Here is a 23,472-nt window from a genome sequence, read left to right on the forward strand (position 1 = left end):
TCAAGCCGCCAGTCATCCATGAGCACCACCCGCGACGCGCTGGAGCGCGCCTTCGACTCCTTGCTGCAGCCCTCGGCCTTCAAAGACTATGGCCCGAACGGCCTGCAGGTGGAGGGTCGCACCGAAGTGCGACGTCTGGTCAGCGGTGTCACGGCCAGCCGGGCCTTGATCGATGCCGCCATCGCCGCCGGGGCAGACGCCATCATGGTGCATCACGGCCTGTTCTGGCGTGGCCAGGACGGGCGCGTGACCGGCTGGATGAAGCAGCGCCTGGCGCGCCTGCTGGCGCACGACATCAGTCTCTTCGCCTACCACCTGCCGCTGGATGCACACCCGGCGCTGGGCAACAACGCGCAACTCGCCCGTGTGCTGGGCATCGAGCTCGAAGACGGCGTGCGCTTCGGTGACCAATCGCTCGGCTTCGTCGGCCAGCACACGCCCGTCCCGGCGCAAGCCCTGGCCGATCATGTGCAGGCCACGCTCGGTCGCGCCGTCACCCTGGTGGCCGAGCCCGACCGCCAGGTGCGTCGTATCGGCCTGTGCACCGGCGGTGCACAGGGCTATTTCGAGGCGGCCATTACCGCCGGCGTCGATGCGTTCATCACCGGGGAGATCTCCGAGCCGCAGGCGCACTACGCGCGGGAATGCGGCGTGGCGTACCTGGCCTGCGGCCACCACGCCAGCGAGCGCTACGGCGCACCCGCGGTGGGTGCGCATGTGGCGGCCGAGCTCGGCATCGAGCACCTGTTCATCGACATTCCCAACCCCGCATGAGTTCGTTGCCCGTCGTGGTGAGCATGGGCGATCCCGCCGGCATCGGCCCCGAGATCGTGATGCGCGCGCTGCGCGAGCGCCGCGCGCTGCGCGATCAGCTCGTGGTGCTGGGGGATGTCGCCACATTGCACCGTGCCGCACGACTGAGCGCCCCGGCGGGCGCCAGCGATGCCGCGTCCGATGCGCTCGTGCTGGCCGAGCTGGCGTCGCTTGCGCACTGGCCGCAGCGCCCACCGGGCGCGGTAGCGCTCGTTCAGACCGGCGAAGCCCTGCCCGATCTGGGCTGGGGTGTCGTCAGCGCGGCGGCCGGACGCGCGGCCGCGGGTGCGGTGCGCGCGGGTGCCCGGGCGGTGCTCCAGGGTCAGGCACGTGCGCTGGTCACCGCCCCGCTGCACAAGGAAGCACTGGCCGCAGCGGGTGAACCGTTCCCCGGGCACACCGAACTGCTCCAGGCCCTGGCCGCCGAGCACCTCGGGGTGCCAACGACCGCCGTGCCGGTGCGCATGATGCTCAGCGCGCCTCGGTTGGCGACGGTTCTGGTGAGCATTCACGTGGCGCTGCGCGATGCGCTGGACGCCGTGCGTGCCGATGCGGTGCTGCAGACCATCCGCATCGCGCACGCCCATTTCGTTCGTACCGGCAAGGCGGCGCCGCGCATCGCGGTGGCCGGCCTCAATCCCCATGCGGGGGAGGGGGGGTTGTTCGGCCGCGAAGAAATCGAGCACATCGCACCGGCCGTGGCCGCCGCACGCGCCCAGGGCATCGATGCGAGCGGGCCGCACCCGCCCGACACGGTGTTCATGCGGGCCCGTCAGGGGGTGTACGACGTGGTCGTGGCGATGTACCACGACCAGGGGCTGATCCCGGTGAAGCTGCTGGGGGTGGAGCACGGCGTGAACACCACGCTGGGCCTGCCTTTCGTGCGCACCAGTCCGGACCACGGCACCGCCTTCGACATCGCTGGGCGGGGCGTGGCCAGCGCGGCCAGCCTGCTCGGTGCAATCGACGCGGCGCTGGCGGCGACGGCGCTCAGCGCTTGAGGCTGTCGCGGATCTCGCGCAGCAGCACGATGTCTTCGGGCGGCGCTGCCGGCGGGGCGGGGGGTGCCTCGCGCTTGAGGCGGTTGATCTGCTTGATCATCAGGAAAATGATGAACGCCAGGATCAGGAAGTTGATGGCCACGGTGATGAAGTTGCCGTAGGCCAGCACCGGCACGCCGGCCTGCTTCATGGCCGCCAGGGTGCGCGCGGTGCCTTCGGGCGCCGTGCCAAGCACCACGAACAGGTTGCTGAAGTCGAGTTTGCCGAACACCAGGCCCACGACGGGCATGATGACGTCATCGACCAGCGAGCCCACGATCTTGCCGAAGGCGCCGCCGATGATCACACCCACGGCCAGGTCGATCACGTTGCCCTTGACCGCAAATTCCTTGAACTCCTGCATCATGCCCATGTCGTCCCTCCAGTCTGGTTGGTGTGGCGTCCATTCTCACACGCTGCGCACCGGATTCGTGCGCGCGCCGCGGCCGATGTCCCACTGCGGCGTGCGGACCCGGAGAACGCCCGGGTACCGTCCAGTACAATGCCGGGTTGTCCCTGAGATCCCCTCCCTCGACCCCGAGAAAGACTCCCATGAGTGAAGCTACCTCCGACAACGGCAAGGCCGCTGTGGACAGCAGCCGCCGGACCTGGCTGATCACCTCCTGCGCCATGGGCGGCGTGGGTGCCGCGGCGGTTGCCGTGCCCTTCGTGAGCTCCTTCCAACCCTCCGAGCGCGCCAAGGCCGCCGGTGCCGCGGTCGAGGTGGACGTCTCCACCATCGCCCCGGGCGAAAAGCGCGTCGTGGAATGGCGCGGCAAGCCGGTGTGGGTTTTCCGCCGTACGCCCGAACAACTGGCCACGCTCGAGAAGGACGAGGCCAAGCTGGCCGACCCCAATTCCGAGCGCACCGCTTACCCCACCCCCGAATACGCCAAGAACCGCCACCGCTCCATCAAGCCCGAATTCTTCGTGGCGGTCGGCATCTGCACCCACCTGGGCTGCTCGCCAGGCGACAAGCTCACCCCCGGCCCGCAGCCCTCGCTGCCGGACGACTGGCAGGGCGGGTTCCTGTGTGCCTGCCACGGCTCCACGTTCGACGTGGCCGGCCGCGTGTTCCAGAACAAGCCGGCGCCGGACAACCTGGAGATCCCGCCGCACTACTACGCCTCCGACACCCTGCTGGTGGTGGGCGAGGAACAACCGGCCTGAGGCCGCGGCACCGATTCAATGAGGAACCCCGAGGCACTTCCCCATGGCTGAATTCAAAGAGATCTCCCCTGACGCACCGCTGGGCCAGAAGGCCCTGAACTGGGTCGACAACCGGTTCCCGCTGTCCAAGCTGTACAACGAGCACCTGGCCGAGTACTACGCGCCGAAGAACTTCAACTTCTGGTACTTCTTCGGCTCGCTGGCCCTGCTGGTGCTGGTGATCCAGATCGTCACCGGCATCTTCCTCGTGATGCACTACAAGCCCGACGCGAACTTGGCGTTCGCCTCGGTCGAGTACATCATGCGCGACGTGCCCTGGGGCTGGCTGATCCGCTACATGCACTCCACCGGTGCCTCCGCGTTCTTCGTGGTGGTGTACCTGCACATGTTCCGCGGCCTCATCTACGGCAGCTACCGCAAGCCGCGCGAGCTGGTCTGGATCTTCGGTTGCGCGATCTTCCTGTGCCTGATGGCCGAGGCCTTCATGGGCTACCTGCTGCCCTGGGGCCAGATGTCCTACTGGGGCGCTCAGGTGATCGTGAACCTGTTCTCCGCCATTCCCTTCATCGGCCCCGACCTCGCGCTGCTGATCCGCGGCGACTACGTGGTGGGCGATGCCACGCTCAACCGCTTCTTCAGCTTCCACGTCATCGCGGTGCCGCTGGTGCTGCTGGGCCTGGTGGTGGCGCACATCATTGCGCTGCACGAAGTGGGCTCCAACAACCCCGACGGCGTGGAAATCAAGGCCAAGAAGGACGCCAGCGGCAAACCGCTCGATGGCATTCCGTTCCACCCCTACTACACCGTGCACGACATCCTGGGCGTCTCGGTGTTCCTGATGGCGTTCTCGGCGATCGTGTTCTTCGCGCCCGAGTTCGGCGGCTACTTCCTCGAGTTCAACAACTTCATTCCCGCCGACCCGCTGACCACGCCGCTGCACATTGCCCCGGTCTGGTACTTCACGCCGTTCTACTCGATGCTGCGTGCCATCACCGCCGAGATGATGTACGTGCTCGTGGCCTGCGTGGTGCTGGGTGCCGTGCTGGGTGTGCTCAAGGCCCGCGTGGCGGGTGCCATCAAGGGCGCCATCGTCGCCGCCGCGGTTGCCGCCTCGGCTGCGATGCTATCCATCGATGCCAAGTTCTGGGGCGTGGTCGTGATGGGCGCTGCCGTCATCATCCTGTTCTTCCTGCCCTGGCTGGATCACAGCCCGGTCAAGTCGATCCGCTACCGCCCGACCTGGAACAAGTGGCTGTATGGCGCGTTCGTGGTGAACTTCTTCGTGCTTGGCTACCTGGGCATCCTGCCCCCGTCGCCGATCGGCGAGCGCGTCTCGCAGGTGGGCACCCTGTTCTACTTCGGCTTCTTCCTGCTGATGCCGTGGTGGAGTCGCTTGGGCGATTTCAAGCCCGTGCCCGAGCGCGTGACCTTCCAGCCGCACTGACCCGACGCGATCTCCGGAGAAACACAGCAATGAAGAAGATCCTCCTGGCCCTCGGATTGGCGTTGGGCATGAGCGGCGCGGCGCTGGCCGCCGGCGCCAGCATTCCGCTGGACAAGGCCCCCCAGCGCACCAACGACATGGCCGCGCTGCAGAACGGTGCCAAGCTGTTCGTCAACTACTGCCTCAACTGCCACTCGGCGGCGTTCATGCGCTACAACCGGCTGCGCGACATCGGCCTGAACGACAAGCAGATCGCAGAGAACCTGACCTTCGCCACCGACAAGATCGGCGACACCATGAAGGCCGCGATCGACCCGGCCATGGCCAAGGCCTGGTTCGGCAAGGTGCCGCCCGACCTCACGCTGGTGGCGCGCTCGCGCTCGAGCAAGGCCGGCCCCGGCCCCGACTACCTCTACACGCTCTTGCGTACCTACTACCGCGACGACACCAAGCCCACCGGCTGGAACAACAAGGCCTTCCCGAACATCGGCATGCCCAACCCCCTGTGGGAACTGCAGGGCGAGCAAAAGCCCGTTTACCGCAAGGTCATGAGCCACGGTCAAGAGGTCGAGGTGCTGGCTGGCTGGGAGCAGGTCAAGCCCGGCACCATGACACCGGCCGAGTACGACCAGAACGTCGGCGACCTCGTCGCCTACCTGCAGTGGATGGCCGAACCCGCTGCCAACAGCCGTGTGCGCATCGGTGTGTGGGTGCTCATCTTCCTGGGCTTCTTCACCGTGGTCGCCTGGCGCCTCAACGCTGCCTACTGGAAAGACGTCAAGTAAGCCTTCGTCTCGGGGCGTGAGCCGCCCCTTGCTCGCCCACAGTGGCCTGCGGTGCCGGACGGCACAATCGCAAGCCACTGTTTTCTGTTTCAGGAGACGCCAATCATGATGGTCTTGTACTCGGGCACCACCTGCCCCTATTCGCACCGCTGCCGCTTCGTGCTGTTCGAAAAGGGGATGGACTTCGAGATCCGCGACGTCGACTTGTACAACAAGCCCGAAGACATCAGCGTGATGAACCCCTATGGCCAGGTGCCCATCCTGGTCGAGCGCGATCTGATCCTGTACGAGTCGAACATCATCAACGAGTACATCGACGAGCGCTTCCCGCACCCGCAGCTCATGCCCGGCGATCCGGTGGACCGCGCCCGCGTGCGCCTGTTCCTGCTCAACTTCGAGAAGGAACTGTTCACCCACGTGTCCGTGCTTGAATCGCGTGCCAGCAAAGGCAACGAGAAAGCGCTGGAGAAAGCGCGCTCGCACATCCGCGACCGCCTCACCCAGCTCGCCCCGGTGTTCATGAAGAACAAGTTCATGCTGGGCGACAACTTCTCGATGCTCGATGTGGCGATCGCACCGCTGCTCTGGCGCCTGGACTTCTACGGCATCGAGCTGAGCAAGAATGCGGCGCCGCTGCTCAAGTACGCCGAGCGCATCTTCTCGCGTCCGGCCTACATCGAGGCGCTCACGCCTTCCGAGAAGGTGATGCGCAAGTAAGCCGGGTAGGCCCGAGCACCATGAACCGCACCGAGACTGCCGTTCCGTCCACCCGCCCGTACCTGATACGTGCGCTTTATGAATGGTGTGGCGACAACGGCTTCTCGCCCTACATTGCGGTGCATGTCGATGCCTCGGTCCAGGTCCCGTTGGAATACGTGAAGAACGGGGAGATCGTGCTCAATGTGAGCATGGACGCCACCAACGGCTTGCGCCTGGGCAACGAGTTCATTGAGTTCAAGGCCCGCTTCGGTGGCGTGGCGCGCGACATCGTGGTGCCCGTCAGCCATGTGATCGCCATCTATGCGCGCGAGAATGGGCAGGGCATGGCCTTTCCGGCACCCGCGCCTGCGCCCGCACCCGGCGCTGGCGCAGGCCCCGCCCTTGCGCCCGCTGCCGGTGTCGCCCCTGCGCCCGCCGCCAGCCCGCTGCGTGCGGTACCGCCTGAAGGGGGCGGCGAGCCCCCGCCCGGCGGCGACGGCCCGGGGCGTCCGGGTGGCGGTCGCCCTCAGCTCAAGCGCGTGAAGTGAGATTTCGACCGGAGGCGCCACCTAGAATGGCAGCCCCGAGCCGCTTTAGCTCAGTTGGTAGAGCAATCGCCTTGTAAGCGATAGGTCGTCCGTTCGAGTCGGACAAGCGGCACCACCCCCTCCCAGGCGCCCGAGACCCGCGCTCATCGCCCCGGCGTTTGGACCTTGATCCGGATTGCGCTAACCTGCGCCCCGTTTTCGTGCAATGTGTCACGCATGGCGGGGAGCAATTGGCGCAGTTTGGCGGCCGCAGCGGCGTTGCCCACCAGCAAGCACCACTCGCCGTCGCCCCACGGGCCGGGTTTGACCTGGCTGCGCAGGCCTGCTGGCAGCAAGGGGCGAACCAGGGCGAGGCAGCGCTGTGAGGCTTCGGCCCGCTCGCGCAGTTGGGCCAGCGTGGATGCGGCGCTCACGGCCTCCTGCAGGCTGAAGACGTTGGTCGATCGGGGAGCGGGCATGCGGTGATTGTCACCGCCCCCAGGCGTTCGGGCCCGTTCCCGGCGCGCAGGAAAGGATTGGAAGGTGCACATCATCATCACGGACGCATGGCTGGCTCGCCGCCAGGCCCTGCACCTCAACGGCTGGAAGCTCATGGGCGCTGCGGTGCTGTCGGTGCTGCTGCTCATGCTTGGCGCGGTGGCCACCTACCACTGGGTCTTCCTCGAGGGCATCCGGCAGGGCTGGCCAGGGTTTTCGTCGGTGGCGCGGCTGGTCCACCGGGACACTGACGGCGAGCGCGACGCCTATCTGCGCGCCAACCTCGATGCCATGGCCCGCAAACTGGGCGAAATGCAGGCGCGCCTGATGCAGATCGACTCGCTGGGCGAACGCGTGGCCGGCCTGGCCGGGCTGGAGCCGGCACAGGCCCGGCCACCGCTGCCCGGTTCGGGCGGCGTGCTGGTTGCCAACCGTTCGCTCACGCTGGAAGAACTCTCGCGCGAGATCGACGCCCTCGAGGCCGGCAGCGGCTCTCGCGTCGACTGGCTCACGGCGATCGAGTCGCGCCTGTTCGACCAGAAGATCCAGCGCTCGCTGGTGCCCACCGAGGACCCGGTGGTCGGGGTTCGTGCCGGCTCACCGTTCGGGTTCCGCATCGACCCGATCACGGGGCAATCGGCCTTGCACACCGGCCTGGATTTCCCGGCGGACACCGGCACGCCCATCCTGGCCGCCGCCGGTGGCGTGGTGATCGCGCAGGAGTACCACTCGGCCTACGGCAACCTGGTCGAGATCGACCACGGCAACGATCTGGTGACGCGCTACGCCCATGCCTCGAAGGTGCATGTGAAGAAAGGCGACATCGTCAAACGCGGCCAGCGCATCGCCGACGTGGGCTCCACCGGGCGCTCCACGGGGCCGCACCTGCACTTCGAGGTCTGGGTGTCCGGCGTGCCGCAAGATCCGAAGAAGTTCCTGCAGGCCGGTGAGCAACTGGCACAGCGCGGCGCCGCGCCCGCCGGGCCGCGAGCGCGTTGAGGCGCAACGCCGGTGCCCCCGGCTAAAATCGTCTTTTCGCGCTTGAAAGCCGCGTGAGCGCCTGCATCTGCAGCGCGAGCGCTGCATGGCAGCCAGCCCGGGCGCTTACGCGCTCACCCGACCGACCACCCACGTCTGCCCACATGCCCTCGCATGTGTCGCAGGCGCCCCAACATGGCCACCAATTTCCTCACCAAGCTCTTCGGAAGCCGCAACGACCGCCTGCTCAAGCAGTACCGCAAGACGGTTGATCGCATCAACGCCCTGGAGCCTCAGTTCGAGAAGCTGAGCGACGAGGAACTGCGTGGCAAGACCGACGCCTTCAAGCAGCGCATTGCCGCGGGCGAAGCGCTCGATGCGCTGCTGCCGGAGGCGTTCGCCGTGGTGCGAGAGGCCAGCAAACGCGTGATGAAGATGCGGCACTTCGACGTGCAGCTGATCGGTGGCATCGCCCTGCACAACGGCAAGGTGGCCGAGATGCGCACGGGCGAGGGCAAGACGCTCACCGCCACGCTGCCGGTCTACCTCAACGCGCTGGCCGGCAAGGGTGTCCATGTGGTCACGGTCAACGACTACCTGGCCAACCGGGATGCCCAGTGGATGGGCAAGATCTACAACTTCCTCGGCCTCAGCGTGGGCGTGAACCTGCCGCAGATGCAGCGCGAGGAGAAGCAGGCCGCCTACCGCTCCGACATCACGTACGGCACCAACAACGAGTACGGCTTTGACTACCTGCGCGACAACATGGTCTATGAAGCGGCGGATCGCGTGCAACGCGGCCTGCACTTCGCCATCGTCGACGAGGTGGACTCGATCCTGATCGACGAAGCCCGCACGCCGCTCATCATCAGCGGCCAGGCCGAGGACCAGACAGCGCTCTACGTTGCCATCAACCAGCTGGTGCCGCACCTCACGCGACAGGAAGGCGAGGCCGACCCCCGCACGGGCGAGGGTGTCATCAAGCCCGGTGACTTCACGCTGGACGAGAAGGCGCGCAACATCCACCTCACCGAGCAGGGCCACGAGCGCGCGGAACAAATGCTTGCCAAGGCCGGCTTGCTGCCCGAGGGCGCTTCGCTCTACGACCCGGCCAACATCACGCTGCTGCACCACCTGGTGACGTCGTTGAAGGCCCACCACCTGTACTTCCGCGACCAGCACTACGTGAATCAGGGCGGCGAGATCGTCATCGTGGACGAGTTCACCGGCCGCCTGATGGCCGGGCGCCGCTGGAGCGATGGCCTGCACCAGGCCGTGGAAGCCAAGGAAGGCGTGGGCATCCAGCCCGAGAACCAGACGCTGGCCTCGATCACCTTCCAGAACTACTTCCGGCTGTACGGCAAGCTCTCGGGCATGACCGGCACCGCCGACACCGAGGCCTACGAGTTCCAGGAAATCTACGGCCTGGAGACGGTGGTGATCCCGCCGAACCGACCGAGCAAGCGCCAGGACCAGCTCGATCGCGTCTACAAGACCACCCAGGAGAAGTACGACGCCGCGATCGCCGACATCCAGGAGTGCCACGAGCGCGGCCAGCCCGTCCTGGTGGGCACCTCGTCGATCGAGAACTCGGAAATCATCGCGCAGCTCCTGATGGCGAAGAAGCTGCCGCACCAGGTGCTCAACGCCAAGCAGCACGCGCGCGAGGCCGAGATCATCGTGCAGGCCGGGCGCCCCGGCGCCATCACCATCGCCACCAACATGGCCGGCCGCGGAACCGACATTGTGCTCGGGGGCAATCTCGAAAAGATGGTCGATGCCGTGATGGCCGACCCCGCGCTGGACGACGCCACCAAGGCCGCGCGCGCCGACGCTTTGCGTGCGCAGTGGCAGGCCGACCACGAGAAGGTGGTGGGCCTGGGTGGCTTGCGCATCATCGCGACCGAGCGTCACGAGAGCCGGCGCATCGACAACCAGCTGCGCGGCCGCTCGGGCCGTCAGGGCGACCCGGGCTCCTCGCGCTTCTACCTGAGCCTGGACGACGCGCTGATGCGCATCTTCGCGGGCGATCGCGTGCGCGCCATCATGGACCGCCTGAAGATGCCCGAGGGCGAGGCGATCGAGGCCGGCATCGTCACGCGCAGCATCGAGAGCGCGCAGCGCAAGGTCGAGGCGCGCAACTTCGACATCCGCAAGCAGCTGCTCGAATACGACGACGTCGCCAACGACCAGCGCAAGGTGATCTACCAGCAGCGCAACGACATCCTCGATGCGAAGGACCTGCGCGCGCAGATCGACTCGCTGCGCGATGGTGCGATGACCGATCTCGTGCACCAGTACGTGCCTGAGGGCAGCGTCGAAGAGCAGTGGGACCTGCCGGCGCTGGAGAAGGCGCTGCAGGAGGAATGGGGAGTCGACGCGCCCGTGACCTCCTGGGTGAGCGAGGCCGAATCGATCGATGTCGACGAGATCGTCGAGCGTGTGCTGGCCGCGGCGAAGTCCGCCTTCGAAGCCAAGGTGGCGCAGGTCGGCGAGGAGAACTTCACCGCTTTTGAACGCGTGGTGCTGCTGCAGACCATCGACTCCCAGTGGCGCGAACACCTGGCGGCGCTCGACTATCTGCGCCAGGGCATCCACCTGCGTGGCTATGCGCAGAAACAACCGAAGCAGGAGTACAAGCGCGAGGCCTTCCTGCTCTTCGGCCAGTTGCTCGACGCGGTGAAGAACGACGTGACCCGCATCCTCATGAACGTGCGCGTGCAGTCGGCCGAGCAGATCTCGCAGGCCGCCGAGCAGATGGAAGAGCGTGCCGAGGCCATCAGTAACGTCACCTACACCGCTCCCACCGAGACCGGCGAGGTCGAGGTCACGGCCGGGCCGGCGGGCAGCGCCCCGCGTGCCGGTGATGTGCCGCGCGTCGGTCGCAACGATCCCTGCCCGTGCGGCAGCGGCAAGAAGTACAAGCACTGCCACGGCAAGCTCGACTGACCCCGCGGCGCCTTCGCGCGCTGCCATCCCGGAGGAACCCATGCCCGTCCAGCTCCCCATTCCGGTCGAGTCCGATCTGCTGCCCATTGCCGGCGTGCGCATCGGTGTGGCCGAGGCCGGTATCCGCAAGGCCAACCGCAAGGACCTCACGGTCTTCCTGCTCGACGAGGGCTGCGCGCTGGGGGCGGTGTTCACGCGCAACCGCTATGCCGCCGCACCGGTGCAGGTGTGCCGCGAGCACCTCGCCAGTGGCCAAGGCATCCGGGCGATGGTCATCAACACCGGCAACGCCAACGCAGGCACCGGTGAGAGTGGCCTGGCCAACGCGCGCCAGACCTGCTCGGCGCTGGCGCGCTCGCTGCAGCTGCACCACGAGCAGGTGCTGCCGTTTTCCACCGGCGTGATCATGGAGCCGCTGCCCATGGACCGTCTGCTCGGTGGCCTGCCCGCCGCGCTCACGCACGCCGCGCAACCGCAGCACGACAGCGGTGCGCACTGGCTGGCGGCGGCCCAGGGCATCATGACCACCGACACCGTGCCCAAGGCCGCGAGCGTGCGCTTCACGATCGGTGGGCGCGAGGTGCGGGCCACCGGCATTGCCAAGGGCGCCGGCATGATCCGGCCCAACATGGCCACCATGCTCGGCTACCTGGCCACCGACGCGGCCGTGGCACCCGGTGCCATGAACGAGCTCGCGCGGCGCCTGGCCGACGTGTCGTTCAACCGTGTGACGGTCGATGGCGACACGAGCACCAACGATTCCTTCGTGGTCGTGGCCACCGGCCGTGCCGGACATGCCGTGATCGACGACCTCGGCAGCGCCGACGGCCAGGCCTTGCTGGCCGCGCTCACGCCGCTCGCGCAGCGCCTGGCACACGCCATCGTGCGCGACGGCGAGGGTGCCACCAAATTCATCGCCATCCGTGTCGAGGGTGGCCGCAACGCCGACGAATGCCTCAAGGCCGCGTACGCGGTGGCGCACTCACCACTGGTCAAGACCGCGTTCTTTGCGAGCGACCCCAACCTGGGCCGCATCCTGGCGGCCGTGGGCTACGCGGGCATCGACGATCTCGACATCCGCGGCATCGACCTCTGGCTCGGCGATGTGCACGTGGTCACGCAGGGGGGGCGCCACCCGCAGTACCGCGAGGAAGATGGCCAGCGTGTCATGAAGCCGGCCGAGATCACGGTTCGAATCGGCCTGGGCCGCGGGAACGCGAGCGAGACGGTGTGGACCTGCGATTTCAGCCACGACTACGTCACCATCAACGCCGACTACCGCTCATGAACCCCTCGTTCGAGCGCCTCCTGCAGCGCGCCGAAGCGCTGATCGACCGCATCGAGGCGGTGTTGCCCCAGCCCCTGGGCGAACCCGACTGGTCCGCCTCCATCGCCTTTCGCTACCGCAAGCGCAGCAGCGGGCACGGCGTGCTCGAGCCGGTGCGCCACGTGGCCGCCATTGCGCTGGAAGACCTGAAGGAGGTCGACGCGCAGAAGGAGCGCATCCAGCGCAACACCGAACACTTCGTGCAGGGCCTGCCGGCCAACAACGTGCTGCTCACCGGCGCGCGCGGCACCGGCAAGTCCTCGCTGGTTAAGGCTTGCCTGAATGCCTATGCGCCCCAGGGATTGCGCCTGATCGAGGTCGACAAGGGCGATCTCGTGGACCTTCCCGACATCGTGGACGTGGTGGCCGGCCGACCCGAGAAGTTCATCGTCTACTGCGACGACCTGAGCTTCGAGGACGGCGAGCCCGGCTACAAGGCACTCAAGTCCATCCTCGATGGCTCGGTGTCCGCGGCCAGCGCCAACGTGCTGGTCTATGCCACCAGCAACCGGCGCCACCTGCTGCCCGAGTACATGAAGGAAAACCTCAGCTACACGCACACCGCGGACGGCGAGGTGCACCCGGGCGAGGTGGTCGAGGAAAAGATCTCGCTCTCCGAGCGCTTCGGCCTCTGGATCAGCTTCTACCCCTTCAGCCAGGACGAGTACCTCGCCATCGTGGCGCAGTGGCTCACATCCTTTGGCGTGTCACCCGAGGCGATCGAGGCGGCGCGGCCGCAGGCGCTGGTGTGGGCGCTGGAGCGCGGCTCCCGCAGCGGCCGCGTCGCCTACCAGTTCGCGCGCGATCACGCAGGCTCTCACGGCCAGGCCGCATGAGCGCTGACGTGCTGGTGGTCGACGGCGGCCGCCTGGCGGGGCAGGCCGGTCGACCCGTCACGGAGGTCGCGGTGGGCGTGCTCATCGACGCCCAAGGCCGTTTCCTGCTGACCTCGCGCCCCGAAGGCAAGGTGTATGCGGGTTACTGGGAGTTCCCGGGTGGCAAGCTCGAGTCAGGCGAGACGGTGGAGCAGGCGCTGCGCCGCGAACTGATCGAGGAAATCGGCGTGCGCATCGGCACCGCGCACGCCTGGAAGTCGCAACTGGTGGACTATCCGCACGCGCTCGTGCGCCTGAACTTCTGCAAGGTGTTCGACTGGACGGGCGAGTTGCAGATGCACGAGGGCCAGCAGTTCCGCTGGGAGCGCTTGCCGGTGCAGTGCAGCCCGGTGCTGCCGGGCACCGTACCGGTGCTGCAGTGGTTGCAGGAAGAGGCCTCGTCGGCCTGAGTCGGCGCTGCTCGCGTAGCGCGCGGATCAGCTCTTCTCGAAGTCGGGGTCGCTCTGGTTTTCCTGCTCGGGCACGGCGTATTGCTCGCTGGCCCAGGCGCCCAGGTCCTGCTGCCTGCAGCGTTCGCTGCAAAACGGGCGCCAGCGGTTGGACGGGGCGTACACGCTGTCACCGCCGCAGGCGGGGCAGCGCACCACGCGTTCCGGGTTGGTCGCGCTCATGCCGTCACGCACAGAGGGTGAGCTCGAAGCTGCCGTCCTCGCCGGCCGGGTGCAGGCGTTGGTCGGCGCCCAGGCGCATCAGGCGCACCGAGAACATCAGGCGGTTGCCGCTGATCTCCGGGATCATGCCGGGCGCCGGGTCGATGCGCAGTCGCAGCAGCTGGAAGCTGCGCCCCTGGGGCAGGTTCTGCTGAAACTGACCACCCACCGCCACCACCTTCTGCGGGGTGCCGGTGTCGCGCATCATCTTGAGCAGCAACACCACGGCTTCGGCCAGCGGCGCCAGCGAACGCGACCAGGCTGCCAGTTCCGCCTGCCGCTGGCCGGCGGGCAGGTGCTGCCAGTGAAAGTAGGCAGGCAGATCGAACTCACAGGTGCCGCCGGGGATGCTGATGCGGCTTCGGATGGCCATGAGCCAGTCGTTTTCCGTGAGCCCGTGCCCAGGCTTGCCCGCGGTCTCGGCGATCTGCGTGAAGCAACCGTCGAGCTGCGCGATCACCGCATTGAGGGCATCTTCCGAAATGGCCGGGTTGCCACGGTAGCCAATGAGCGTCTGCTTGTGGCGATCGAGATCCTTGAGGACGTCGGACTTCATGTCGGCCCGAGCGGCCACGTCCATGATCTCGAACAGCGTCTGGATCGCGTAGTGGTGATCGAGCGCGTGCTCACGGGGCACCAGCAAGGCCAGGCGCTTGAAGAGTTGCTCGAGCCGCAGGTAGGTGCGGATGCGTTCGTTGAAAGGGTATTCGTAGAGGATCACGGGCGCTGGGGCCGGCGGCGCCCTGGGCCTCCGGCGGCTTGATCATAGCCCGAAGCGTGTCGACAACCGGTCGATGTCGGCGTGCAGGCGGTCCAGCTTGTCCTCGTCGTTGAAAAGAACGATGTCGGCTGCCGCCAGACGACGGGACCGGGAGGCCTGCTGGGCCATGACGGCGTGGATGGTGGCATCGTCCCAGCCGCTGCGCGCGCGCACCCGGCGCACCTGGGTGGCTTCGCTGCAGTCGACCACCAGTACCCGATCAAGTTGCACGCGCCAGCGCGGCGACTCCACCAGCAGCGGGACATCGAACACGATGCAGGGCGCGCGACTCTCGCGCACGCGCATGGCCACGCCTTCGGCCACGATCGGGTGCACGATTGCCTCCAGGCGCTGGCGGGCCGTGGCGTCCTTGAACACGCGCTCGCGCATGGCCGTGCGGTCGAGAGCGCCGTGGCTGTCGATGAAGCCGTCGCCGAAGGCGGCTCGGATCGGCTCGATCGCGGCCCCGCCGGCCGCCGTGCTCTGGCGCGACAGCGCGTCGGCGTCGATCAGTTCTGCGCCCAATGCCTGCAGACGCGCGCCCACCGTGCTCTTGCCGCTGCCGATGCCACCCGTGAGGCCGAGCCGCCAGGGCTGCCGGGTCATCACAGGCCGACCGCGGCGAGGATGGCTTGGGGGCCGAAGACCATGGCGGTGAGGCCGCCCAACGCCAGAAAGGGACCGAAGGGCACGTAGCCCCCTTCGCGCAAGCGCCCCACGAGCTTGATGCCGATGCCCACGACCGCGCCGATCACCGAGGCCATCAGGATGATGGGCACGAGCGCCTGCCACCCGAACCACGCGCCGAAGGCGGCAAAGAGCTTGAAATCGCCGTAGCCCATGCCCTCCTTGCCGGTGAGCAGCTTGAAGGCCCAGTAGATCAGCCACAGCGACAGATAGCCCGCCACGGCACCCCACAGCGCATCTGCCAGGGGCAGGGGCAGCACGCCCGAGGCCGATGCAACCAGGCCCGCCCAGAGCAGGGGCAGTGTGATGTCGTCGGGCAGCAGTGTCGTGTCCCAGTCGATGCAGGCCAACGCGAGCACCGCGGCGGCAAAGCCGCACCAGGCCAGGCCTGTGGCGCTCACGCCCCAGCGCCAACCCGCCCATGCGAACAGCGCGCCCGTGGCCAGTTCCACCGCCGGATAGCGCAGACCGATGCCTTTGCCGCACTGGCTGCAACGGCCCCGCAGCGCCAGATAGCTCACGACCGGGATGTTCTCGTACCAGCGGATGAGGTGTCCGCAGTGCGGGCAGGCCGAGCGCGGCACCAGCAGGTTGTAGCGCGCCGGTTCCTCCGCCACTGCCTCCTGGCCCTGCAGTTCCGCGCACTCGCGGGCCCACTGGCGCTCCATCATCTTCGGCAGGCGGTGGATGACGACGTTGAGAAAGCTGCCCAGCAGCAACCCGAGCAGACCCAGCAGCGCCGCCGCCGGCGCTCCGGTGGCGACGTCGGCCATCAGACCACCTGACCGAGTTTGAAGATCGGCAGGTACATCGACACCACGATGCCGCCGATGACCGTGCCCAGCACCACGATGATGATGGGCTCCATCAGGCTCGAGATGCCGGCGACCATGTCGTCCACTTCGGCCTCATAGAAGTCGGCGGCCTTGCCCAGCATGTGGTCGATCGAGCCGGACTCCTCACCGATGGCGCACATCTGCAGCACCATGGACGGGAAGATGTTGGCGTTGGTCATGGCGGCGGTGAGGCTGGTGCCGGTGGAGACCTCCTGCTGGATCTTCTCGGTGGCGATGGCGTAGACCGAGTTGCCCGAGGCGCCACCCACCGAGTCGAGCGCCTCCACCAGCGGCACGCCCGCGCCGAACATGGTGGCCAGGGTGCGCGTCCAGCGCGCCACGACGGACTTCTCGATCAGTTCGCCGAAGATGGGTAGTTTCAGGAGCAGCCGGTCCATGACGCGCTGCACCTTCTCGTTGCGCCTCCAGGCCTGCATGAAGAAATAGAAGCCGCCACCCAGACCGCCGAAGATGAGCCACCACCATTCGACGAAGAATTCGCTCATCGCGATGACGAACAGCGTGGGCGCAGGCAGGTCGGCACCGAACGAGGTGAACACCTCCTTGAAGGAGGGGATCACGAAGATCATGATGACCGCGACCACCACGAAGGCGACGATGATCACCGCGGTGGGGTACATCAGGGCCGACTTGATCTTCGATTTCAGCGCCTCGGTCTTCTCCATGTAGGTGGCGAGGCGATCGAGCAGGTCTTCCAGGATACCGGCGGCCTCACCGGCCTCCACGAGGTTGCAGTACAGGCTGTCGAAGTAGAGGGGGAACTTGCGGAAGGCGGCACTGAGCGAGGTGCCCGTCTCGACATCGGAACGGATGTCGTTGAGCAAGCGCGTGACGTTGGGGTTGGGGTTGCCGCGGCCCACGATGTCGAAAGCCTGCAGCAAGGGCACACCAGCTTTCATCATCGTGGCGAACTGTCGCGTGAAGATCGCGATGTCCTTGGGCTTGATGCGCTTGCCCGAGGACGTGCGGCGCTTCTTGATCTTGACCGGGATGATGCCCTGACGGCGCAGCGTGGCTGTCACCTGGTTTTCGCCCTGGGCTCGCGTCTCGCCACGCACCGCCTTGCCGTTGCGGTCCTTGCCCTCCCACTCGAACACGAAGTCCTTGATGCTCTTGCTTGCAACGGTGGCCATGAAAAGTCCTCAGGGAGCCGGAAAGGATTGGGGGGTCATTCGTTGGTCACGCTCAGCACTTCCTCCAGGGAAGTGAACCCGAGCTTGACCTTGAGCAGGCCGGACTCGCGCAGATTGCGCACGCCCTCCTTGCTGGCCTGTTGGGCGATGTCCAGGGCGGTGCCGCCGCGCAGGATGATGCGCTGGATCTCTTCGGAGATGGGCATGACCTGGTAGATGCCGACGCGGCCCTTGTAGCCGTTGTTGCAGGCCGAGCAGCCCACAGGCTTGTAAGGCGTCCACGTGCCGTCGAGCTCTTCGGGCTTGTAGCCGGCCTCGAGCAAGGCCTTGCGTGGCACGTCCAGCGGCGCCTTGCAGTTCGGGCACAGCCGGCGCGCCAGACGCTGGGCGGTGATCAGGATGACGCTGGAGGCGATGTTGAACGTGGGAATGCCCATGTTCATCATCCGTGTCAGCGTGGTCGGCGCGTCGTTGGTGTGCAGCGTGGACATCACCATGTGGCCGGTCTGAGCAGCCTTGATGGCGATATCGGCGGTTTCCAGGTCGCGAATCTCGCCGACCATGATGACGTCGGGATCCTGGCGCAGGAAGGCCTTGAGTGCGACCGCGAAGGTCAGGCCCGCCTTTTCGTTCATGTTGACCTGGTTCACCCCGGGCAGGTTGATCTCGGACGGGTCTTCGGCCGTCGAGATGTTCACGCCAGGCTTGTTCAGGATGTTCAGGCAGGTGTATAGCGACACCGTCTTGCCCGAGCCGGTAGGGCCGGTGACGAGCACCATGCCGTACGGGCGCTGGATCGCACTGAGCAGACGTTCCTTTTCCTCGGGCTCGTAGCCCAGGGCGTCGATCCCCAGCTTGGCCTGGCTCGGGTCCAGGATACGGATCACGATCTTTTCGCCAAAGAGCGTGGGCAGCGTGCTCACGCGGAAGTCGATCACGCGGTCGGGGCCCACCTTGAGCTTCATGCGCCCGTCCTGGGGCACGCGCTTCTCGGAGATGTCCATGCGCGAGATGACCTTGATGAGCGAAGCCAGCTTGTCCTTGATGGCCACCGGCGGCGAGGCGATCTCGCGCAATTCGCCGTCGATGCGGAAACGCACGCGGTACTGGTGCTCGTAGGGCTCGAAGTGCAGGTCGGACGCGCGCATGTTGAACGCGTCGATCAGCATCTTGTGCAGGAACTTGACGACCGGCGCGTCGTCGACCTCGGCGGTTTTCTCGGCCGAGTCGGTCACGGCGGCTTCGGCCGCGAGGTCGTCGAATTCAACGTCACCGACGATGTTGTCCATCGCCTCGGTGACGGACTTGGTCATCGTCTCGACCAGCTTGCTGAGCTTGTCGAACTCCGCGATGACCCAATCCACGCCCATCTGCGTGGCGAACTTGATTTTCTCGGCCGCTTGTTGATCCGACGGGTCGGCCGTGGCCACGATCAGGCGGTTGTTGCGCTTGCTCAGCACAACGATGCGGAAGTCGGCACAGATCTTCGGGTCCAGCAGGCCGGAAGGCAGGCGCTGCACGTCCACGGCATCGATGTCGAGCAAGGGTGCCGCAAACGCCGTCGACATGGTGTGCGCCAGATCCGACGGGGATACCGCACCCGAACCCGTCAGTTCGGCAATGAAACTGGTGCGGCTGCTCTGCGCCTTGCGGTAGAGGTCTTCCGCGGCCTTCTGCCCGAGCTTGCCGGCGGAGACAAGCGCACGCCCCAACCCTGGCAGGGCCATGGACGGGCTTTCCTGATTGACCGTGTCGACTGACGCCATATCTGCGTAATCTAACGGAAATCAACAACTTGGACGGCACAATTGACGCCAGTTGTCTGGAAAAACGCGGTGCACGTCAGCCCGCGTTGTATCCAGGGTGCGTCAACCGGGTTTGTGTGGGGCCTGTCAGCGAAAACGACAACGCGCGGCAATGGCGGTCGTCATCGGCATGAAGGTCGGGAAACTGGTCGGGGTGAGAGGATTCGAACCTCCGGCCTCTACGTCCCGAACGTAGCGCTCTACCAGGCTAAGCTACACCCCGATGGGTTCTCAAGAACCGCGGCCGCCGGCACTTCGCCGGCGGCTTGCTGCTTCTGCGTGACGTCAGGAGCGACGCTCCAGAAGAGCAGCCGCCAATTGTAGCAAAGCGGATTGGTGCTCATTGGCCGGCAGCGACTTGGCCGCCTCCAGTGCCCGCCGTGCTTCGGCTTGCGCCGCCTGCCGGGCCGCCTCCAGCGCGCCGGTGCTCACGATGATCGACTGGATCGCGGGCAGATGTTCCAGCTGACCATGCTCGATGGCCTCGCGGATGAGCTGGCGCTGCGCATCGCTGGCGGCCCGCAACGCGCAGATGATGGGCAGGGTCACCTTGCCCTCGCGCAGGTCGTCTCCCAGGTTCTTGCCGAGCTCCTGCGCATCGCCCTCGTAGTCGAGCACATCGTCGATCACCTGAAAGGCAGTGCCCAGCGCCTGGCCGTAGGTCGCACAGGCCTGCTCGATCGCCGGGTCGGCACCGGCCAGGATGGGCGCCAGCCGCGCGCTGGCCTCGAACAGCTTGGCGGTTTTCGAGCGGATGACGCGCAGGTAGTCGTCCTCGCTGATCGAGGCATCGTGCATGTTCATCAGCTGCAGGACTTCGCCTTCCGCGATGACGTTGGTCGCATCGGACAGCACCTGCATGACCCGCATGTTGTCCACGTCGACCATCATCTGGAAGGCGCGTGAATACAGGAAGTCGCCCACCAGCACGCTGGCGGCATTGCCGAACACCTGGTTGGCCGTGGCCCGCCCGCGCCGAAGTGTGGATTCGTCGACGACGTCGTCGTGCAGCAGGGTGGCGGTGTGGATGAATTCAACGACCGCCGCCAGGGTGTGGCGGTGCGGATGCGAACTGCCCAGGGCGCCGCTGACCAGCAGCAGCAGGGCGGGGCGCAGGCGTTTGCCGCCGGCAGAAATGATGTACTGGGCCACTTCGCGCACCAAGGGCACGTCCGTGGTGAGGCGCGCGCGGATCACCTCGTCGACCTCGGCCATGTCGGCGCGGATCAGATCAAGCGGTTGGGGCTGGGGGGGCGAGGCAGACAAGGAAGTGCCGATCGAAGGGGCTCTGGGCGGGGCAAAGGGGCGCGCGAATTATAGAAACCGGTCCGTCTGCGCCTGATCGCCCGCACAACCCGGCCCTGGCGAACCGGGGGAAAATAGCTATAATCCGCGGTTCGGTAGAAATTCGTCTGCCGAAACTGGCTGTCGGCGTTGCGCGTTCCCATCGCGCTCTGCGCGTGTCGTGGCGACGCCCAAGGCCAGCCAACTTCGAGAGGATCCCTATGTACGCGGTCATAAAAACCGGTGGCAAGCAGTATCGCGTTGCCGCTGGCGAGAAGATCAAAGTAGAACAGATTGCTGCGGATGTGGGCCAGGAGATCGTGTTCAGTGAGGTTCTGGCGGTCGGCAACGGCACCGAACTCAAGGTGGGCACCCCCTTGGTCTCCGGCGCATCGGTCACGGTGAAAGTCGTGGCGCATGGTCGTCACGACAAGGTTCGCATCTTCAAGATGCGTCGTCGCAAGCATTATCAGAAGCGCCAGGGTCACCGGCAGAACTTCACCGAGATCGAGATCGCTTCGATCTCGGCTTAAGGAGCAGCAAGATGGCACAGAAAAAAGGCGGCGGCTCCACGCGAAACGGCCGCGATTCCAAGCCCAAGATGCTGGGCGTCAAGGCCTTCGGTGGTGAACTGGTCACGGCCGGTTCCATCATCGTTCGCCAGCGCGGCACCAAGTTCCACCCCGGCACCAACGTCGGTATCGGCAAGGACCACTCCCTGTTCGCTACGACCGACGGGCATGTGACCTTTGCTGTCAAAGGCGCGCTTGGCCGTCACGTGGTCAGCATCACCCCGGTCTGACCGCCAGGTCAGCCGCGAGGTGATCGCCAAGAGGCCCGCGTGAGCGGGCCTTTTTGTTTCCCCCCGGCGCAAGCCTGATACAACCACCACCATGAAATTCGTCGACGAGGCCTTCATCGACGTCGCCGCGGGCGATGGCGGGAACGGCTGTGCGTCGTTCCGGCACGAGAAGTACAAGGAATTCGGGGGGCCGGACGGCGGCGACGGTGGTCGCGGCGGGCACGTGTACGCCCTGGCCGACGCCGGGCTGAACACCCTGGTCGATTTTCGCTACACGCGCCGTTTCGAGGCCGAGCGTGGTGAGCACGGCAAGGGCTCGGACATGTTCGGCGTCAAAGGCGACGACATCATTCTGCGCATGCCGGTGGGCACGATCATCTCGGACGCCGAAACCGGCGCCGTGGTGTGTGAGCTGCTCACCCCGGGCGAGCAGGTCCTGATTGCCAAGGGCGGTGACGGCGGCTTTGGCAACATGCACTACAAGAGTTCGACCAACCGAGCCCCGCGGCAGAAGACGCCGGGCTGGCCCGGCGAACGCAAGGCGCTCAAGCTCGAGCTCAAGGTGCTGGCCGACGTGGGTCTGCTGGGCATGCCCAATGCGGGCAAGTCCACCTTGATCGCGGCCATCTCGAACGCCCGGCCGAAGATCGCCGACTACCCCTTCACCACCCTGCATCCCAACCTGGGCGTGGTTCGTGTCGGGCCCGAGAAAAGTTTTGTGGTCGCCGACGTGCCTGGCCTGATCGAAGGCGCTTCGGAGGGCGCGGGCCTGGGGCACCAGTTCCTGCGGCACCTGCAGCGCACGCGGCTGCTGTTGCACCTCGTCGACGCAGCGCCGTTCGACGAGACGGTGGACCCGGTGGCGCAAGTGCGCGCGATCGCTGCAGAGCTCAAGAAATTCGACCCCGCCCTGTACGACAAGCCACGCTGGCTGGTGCTGAACAAGGTGGACATGCTGCCCGCCGACGAGCGCGACCAGCGCATCAAGGACATCGTGCGCCGGCTGCGCTACAAGGGGCCGGTGTTCCAGATCTCGGCGCTCACGCGCGAGGGCTGCGAGCTGCTCGTGCAAAAGGTGTTCGAGCACATCCACAACGTGCACCGCAGCGAGCAGGTGCCCGTGGACGTCGATCCCCGTTTCGGCCCCTCGACGACAGACGAATGACCGACACCTCCCTCATCCCTGCCGACCGCGTCCCGGCTTTCGATCCAGCCGCCGAGGTGACCGCCGGCCATGCCAGCGCCCTGCTGCAGGAGGCGCGGCGCATCGTGGTCAAGGTGGGCTCCAGCCTGGTGACCAACGAAGGGCGCGGCCTCGACGAAGACGCCATCCGGCAGTGGAGCCAGCAACTGGCCGCGCTGGTGCAGCAAGGGCGTGAGCTCATCATGGTCAGCAGCGGCGCCGTGGCCGAGGGCATGAAGCGCCTGGGCTGGCGCACCCGGCCCAAGGAAATCCACGAGTTGCAGGCCGCTGCTGCCGTCGGGCAGATGGGCTTGGTGCAGATGTACGAAACCCAGCTTCGTGCCTGCGGTGTGGGCAGTGCTCAGGTGCTGCTCACGCACGCCGACCTGGCCGATCGCGAGCGTTACCTCAACGCCCGCTCCACCCTGTTGACCTTGCTGCAGCTCGGCGTGGTTCCCGTGATCAACGAGAACGACACCGTGGTCAACGACGAGATCAAGTTCGGTGACAACGACACGCTCGGCGCGTTGGTGGCCAACCTGGTCGAGGCCGATGTGCTCATCATCCTGACCGACCAGAAGGGCTTGTACACGGCCGACCCGCGTCGCGATCCGCAGGCCCGGTTCGTGGACGTGGCCCGCGCGGGCGATCCGGCGCTCGAGGCCATGGCTGGTGGGGCGGGGTCGGGTATCGGCAAGGGCGGCATGATCACCAAGATCCTGGCGGCCAAACGCGCGGCCGGCTCGGGCGCTTCCACCGTCATTGCCTGGGGACGTGAGCCCGATGTGTTGTTGCGCCTGTCACGCGGCGAGGCGATCGGCACCGCCCTGGTGGCGCAGACCGCCAAGCACCAGGCGCGCAAGCGCTGGATCTCGGACCACCTGCAGTTGCGCGGCGCCGTGCTGGTTGATGACGGTGCGGTCAGCAAGATCCTGGGCGAGGGCAAGAGCCTGTTGCCCATCGGCATGACGGCGGTCGAGGGAGAGTTTTCGCGCGGCGATGTGATCGCCGTGCGCGATGCCCGGGGCGCGGAGATCGCACGTGGCCTGGCCAACTACGCCAGTTCGGAAGCGCGCCTGCTGTGCCGCAAGTCCTCGTCGGACTTCGAACGCCTGCTGGGGTACGTGGGTGAGCCCGAGATGATCCACCGCGACAACCTCGTGCTCAGCCGGGGCTGAGAGCCCA

At 66.6% G+C, this 23,472-nt stretch carries 25 protein-coding genes and 2 tRNA genes; 17 read left to right on the forward strand and 10 right to left on the reverse strand.

Translation table 11 applies throughout. The features are described 5' to 3' along the window. Nucleotides 1–18: 18 nt before the first annotated feature. Entirely contained in the window at nucleotides 19–774 is a 756-nt protein-coding gene (locus tag M3149_RS09950) for a Nif3-like dinuclear metal center hexameric protein (protein ID WP_251709153.1), read from the forward strand. After that, on the forward strand, nucleotides 771–1,814 hold the full coding sequence (gene pdxA, locus M3149_RS09955) for a 4-hydroxythreonine-4-phosphate dehydrogenase PdxA (RefSeq protein WP_251709154.1): 1,044 nt from the start codon (nucleotides 771–773) through the stop codon (nucleotides 1,812–1,814). Before M3149_RS09950 ends, pdxA begins: the two co-directional genes overlap by 4 nt. On the opposite strand, the gene mscL is transcribed toward pdxA, so the two are convergent. After that, nucleotides 1,804–2,226, reverse strand: a complete 423-nt coding sequence (gene mscL, locus M3149_RS09960; protein WP_251709155.1) for a large conductance mechanosensitive channel protein MscL — start codon at nucleotides 2,224–2,226, stop codon at nucleotides 1,804–1,806. The genes pdxA and mscL overlap by 11 nt on opposite strands. Before the next feature lie 179 nt (nucleotides 2,227–2,405). On the opposite strand from mscL, the gene petA reads away from it, so the two are divergent. The 6 genes from petA (at nucleotide 2,406) to M3149_RS09990 (ending at nucleotide 6,614) form a co-directional block, all read left to right on the forward strand. Next, entirely contained in the window at nucleotides 2,406–3,023 is a 618-nt protein-coding gene (petA, locus tag M3149_RS09965) for a ubiquinol-cytochrome c reductase iron-sulfur subunit (RefSeq protein WP_251709156.1), read from the forward strand. Between the two features lie 43 nt (nucleotides 3,024–3,066). Further along, on the forward strand, nucleotides 3,067–4,467 hold the full coding sequence (locus M3149_RS09970; RefSeq protein ID WP_251709157.1) for a cytochrome b: 1,401 nt from the start codon (nucleotides 3,067–3,069) through the stop codon (nucleotides 4,465–4,467). Between the two features lie 29 nt (nucleotides 4,468–4,496). After that, on the forward strand, nucleotides 4,497–5,252 hold the full coding sequence (locus M3149_RS09975) for a cytochrome c1 (protein ID WP_251709158.1): 756 nt from the start codon (nucleotides 4,497–4,499) through the stop codon (nucleotides 5,250–5,252). A gap of 105 nt (nucleotides 5,253–5,357) precedes the next feature. Continuing rightward, nucleotides 5,358–5,969 (forward strand): glutathione S-transferase N-terminal domain-containing protein, encoded by a 612-nt coding sequence (locus M3149_RS09980; RefSeq protein WP_251709159.1) that lies wholly within the window; start codon nucleotides 5,358–5,360, stop codon nucleotides 5,967–5,969. Nucleotides 5,970–5,989: 20 nt separating this feature from the next. Beyond that, entirely contained in the window at nucleotides 5,990–6,499 is a 510-nt protein-coding gene (locus M3149_RS09985) for a ClpXP protease specificity-enhancing factor (protein ID WP_251709160.1), read from the forward strand. A gap of 39 nt (nucleotides 6,500–6,538) precedes the next feature. Then, nucleotides 6,539–6,614, forward strand: a tRNA-Thr gene (locus M3149_RS09990). A 28-nt stretch (nucleotides 6,615–6,642) separates the two neighbouring features. Here the strand turns inward: M3149_RS09990 and M3149_RS09995 are convergent. Then, nucleotides 6,643–6,957: a DciA family protein gene (locus tag M3149_RS09995; protein WP_251709161.1), complete on the reverse strand. Its 315-nt coding sequence runs from the start codon at nucleotides 6,955–6,957 to the stop codon at nucleotides 6,643–6,645. A gap of 64 nt (nucleotides 6,958–7,021) precedes the next feature. Between M3149_RS09995 and M3149_RS10000 the strand changes: the two genes are divergently transcribed. The 5 genes from M3149_RS10000 (at nucleotide 7,022) to M3149_RS10020 (ending at nucleotide 13,515) form a co-directional block, all read left to right on the forward strand. Then, nucleotides 7,022–7,975: a M23 family metallopeptidase gene (locus M3149_RS10000; RefSeq protein ID WP_251709162.1), complete on the forward strand. Its 954-nt coding sequence runs from the start codon at nucleotides 7,022–7,024 to the stop codon at nucleotides 7,973–7,975. Nucleotides 7,976–8,149: 174 nt separating this feature from the next. Continuing rightward, nucleotides 8,150–10,903 (forward strand): preprotein translocase subunit SecA, encoded by a 2,754-nt coding sequence (gene secA, locus M3149_RS10005; protein ID WP_251709163.1) that lies wholly within the window; start codon nucleotides 8,150–8,152, stop codon nucleotides 10,901–10,903. 40 nt (nucleotides 10,904–10,943) lie between these two features. Then, entirely contained in the window at nucleotides 10,944–12,191 is a 1,248-nt protein-coding gene (gene argJ / locus M3149_RS10010; RefSeq protein ID WP_251709164.1) for a bifunctional glutamate N-acetyltransferase/amino-acid acetyltransferase ArgJ, read from the forward strand. After that, nucleotides 12,188–13,066: an ATP-binding protein gene (locus M3149_RS10015; RefSeq protein WP_251709165.1), complete on the forward strand. Its 879-nt coding sequence runs from the start codon at nucleotides 12,188–12,190 to the stop codon at nucleotides 13,064–13,066. Before argJ ends, M3149_RS10015 begins: the two co-directional genes overlap by 4 nt. Continuing rightward, entirely contained in the window at nucleotides 13,063–13,515 is a 453-nt protein-coding gene (locus tag M3149_RS10020; protein WP_251709166.1) for an NUDIX domain-containing protein, read from the forward strand. The genes M3149_RS10015 and M3149_RS10020 overlap by 4 nt, the downstream gene beginning before the upstream one ends. A gap of 27 nt (nucleotides 13,516–13,542) precedes the next feature. On the opposite strand, the gene M3149_RS10025 is transcribed toward M3149_RS10020, so the two are convergent. The 8 genes from M3149_RS10025 to M3149_RS10060 form a co-directional block, all read right to left on the reverse strand. After that, nucleotides 13,543–13,737 carry a DNA gyrase inhibitor YacG gene (locus M3149_RS10025; RefSeq protein WP_251709167.1) on the reverse strand — a complete coding sequence of 65 codons (195 nt, stop codon included), beginning with the start codon at nucleotides 13,735–13,737 and terminating at the stop codon, nucleotides 13,543–13,545. A 4-nt stretch (nucleotides 13,738–13,741) separates the two neighbouring features. Next, nucleotides 13,742–14,497 (reverse strand): cell division protein ZapD, encoded by a 756-nt coding sequence (gene zapD, locus M3149_RS10030; protein WP_251709168.1) that lies wholly within the window; start codon nucleotides 14,495–14,497, stop codon nucleotides 13,742–13,744. 42 nt (nucleotides 14,498–14,539) lie between these two features. Further along, complete coding sequence (gene coaE / locus M3149_RS10035; protein ID WP_251709169.1) at nucleotides 14,540–15,142, reverse strand: dephospho-CoA kinase; 603 nt, start codon at nucleotides 15,140–15,142, stop codon at nucleotides 14,540–14,542. Beyond that, nucleotides 15,142–15,996 (reverse strand): prepilin peptidase, encoded by an 855-nt coding sequence (locus M3149_RS10040; protein ID WP_251709170.1) that lies wholly within the window; start codon nucleotides 15,994–15,996, stop codon nucleotides 15,142–15,144. Before M3149_RS10040 ends, coaE begins: the two co-directional genes overlap by 1 nt. Next, a complete protein-coding gene (locus tag M3149_RS10045) occupies nucleotides 15,996–17,213 on the reverse strand; it encodes a type II secretion system F family protein (protein ID WP_251709171.1) in 1,218 nt (405 codons plus the stop codon). Before M3149_RS10045 ends, M3149_RS10040 begins: the two co-directional genes overlap by 1 nt. 35 nt (nucleotides 17,214–17,248) lie before the next feature. Next, on the reverse strand, nucleotides 17,249–18,979 hold the full coding sequence (gene pilB / locus M3149_RS10050) for a type IV-A pilus assembly ATPase PilB (RefSeq protein ID WP_251709172.1): 1,731 nt from the start codon (nucleotides 18,977–18,979) through the stop codon (nucleotides 17,249–17,251). A gap of 185 nt (nucleotides 18,980–19,164) precedes the next feature. Next, nucleotides 19,165–19,241: transfer RNA gene (locus tag M3149_RS10055), tRNA-Pro, on the reverse strand. 62 nt (nucleotides 19,242–19,303) lie between these two features. After that, nucleotides 19,304–20,233: a polyprenyl synthetase family protein gene (locus M3149_RS10060; protein ID WP_251709288.1), complete on the reverse strand. Its 930-nt coding sequence runs from the start codon at nucleotides 20,231–20,233 to the stop codon at nucleotides 19,304–19,306. 290 nt (nucleotides 20,234–20,523) lie between these two features. Here M3149_RS10060 and rplU point away from each other — a divergent pair, with 290 nt between their 5' ends. The 4 genes from rplU (at nucleotide 20,524) to proB (ending at nucleotide 23,465) form a co-directional block, all read left to right on the forward strand. Then, complete coding sequence (rplU, locus tag M3149_RS10065; RefSeq protein ID WP_251709173.1) at nucleotides 20,524–20,835, forward strand: 50S ribosomal protein L21; 312 nt, start codon at nucleotides 20,524–20,526, stop codon at nucleotides 20,833–20,835. Nucleotides 20,836–20,846: 11 nt separating this feature from the next. Next, nucleotides 20,847–21,104: a 50S ribosomal protein L27 gene (gene rpmA, locus M3149_RS10070; RefSeq protein WP_251709174.1), complete on the forward strand. Its 258-nt coding sequence runs from the start codon at nucleotides 20,847–20,849 to the stop codon at nucleotides 21,102–21,104. A gap of 91 nt (nucleotides 21,105–21,195) precedes the next feature. Next, nucleotides 21,196–22,269 (forward strand): Obg family GTPase CgtA, encoded by a 1,074-nt coding sequence (gene cgtA, locus M3149_RS10075; protein WP_251709175.1) that lies wholly within the window; start codon nucleotides 21,196–21,198, stop codon nucleotides 22,267–22,269. Nucleotides 22,270–22,352: 83 nt separating this feature from the next. Beyond that, nucleotides 22,353–23,465: a glutamate 5-kinase gene (proB, locus tag M3149_RS10080; protein WP_251709289.1), complete on the forward strand. Its 1,113-nt coding sequence runs from the start codon at nucleotides 22,353–22,355 to the stop codon at nucleotides 23,463–23,465. Nucleotides 23,466–23,472 lie beyond the last annotated feature (7 nt).

Source organism: Hydrogenophaga intermedia (genome assembly GCF_023715105.1).
Lineage (GTDB): Bacteria > Pseudomonadota > Gammaproteobacteria > Burkholderiales > Burkholderiaceae_C > Hydrogenophaga > Hydrogenophaga intermedia_A.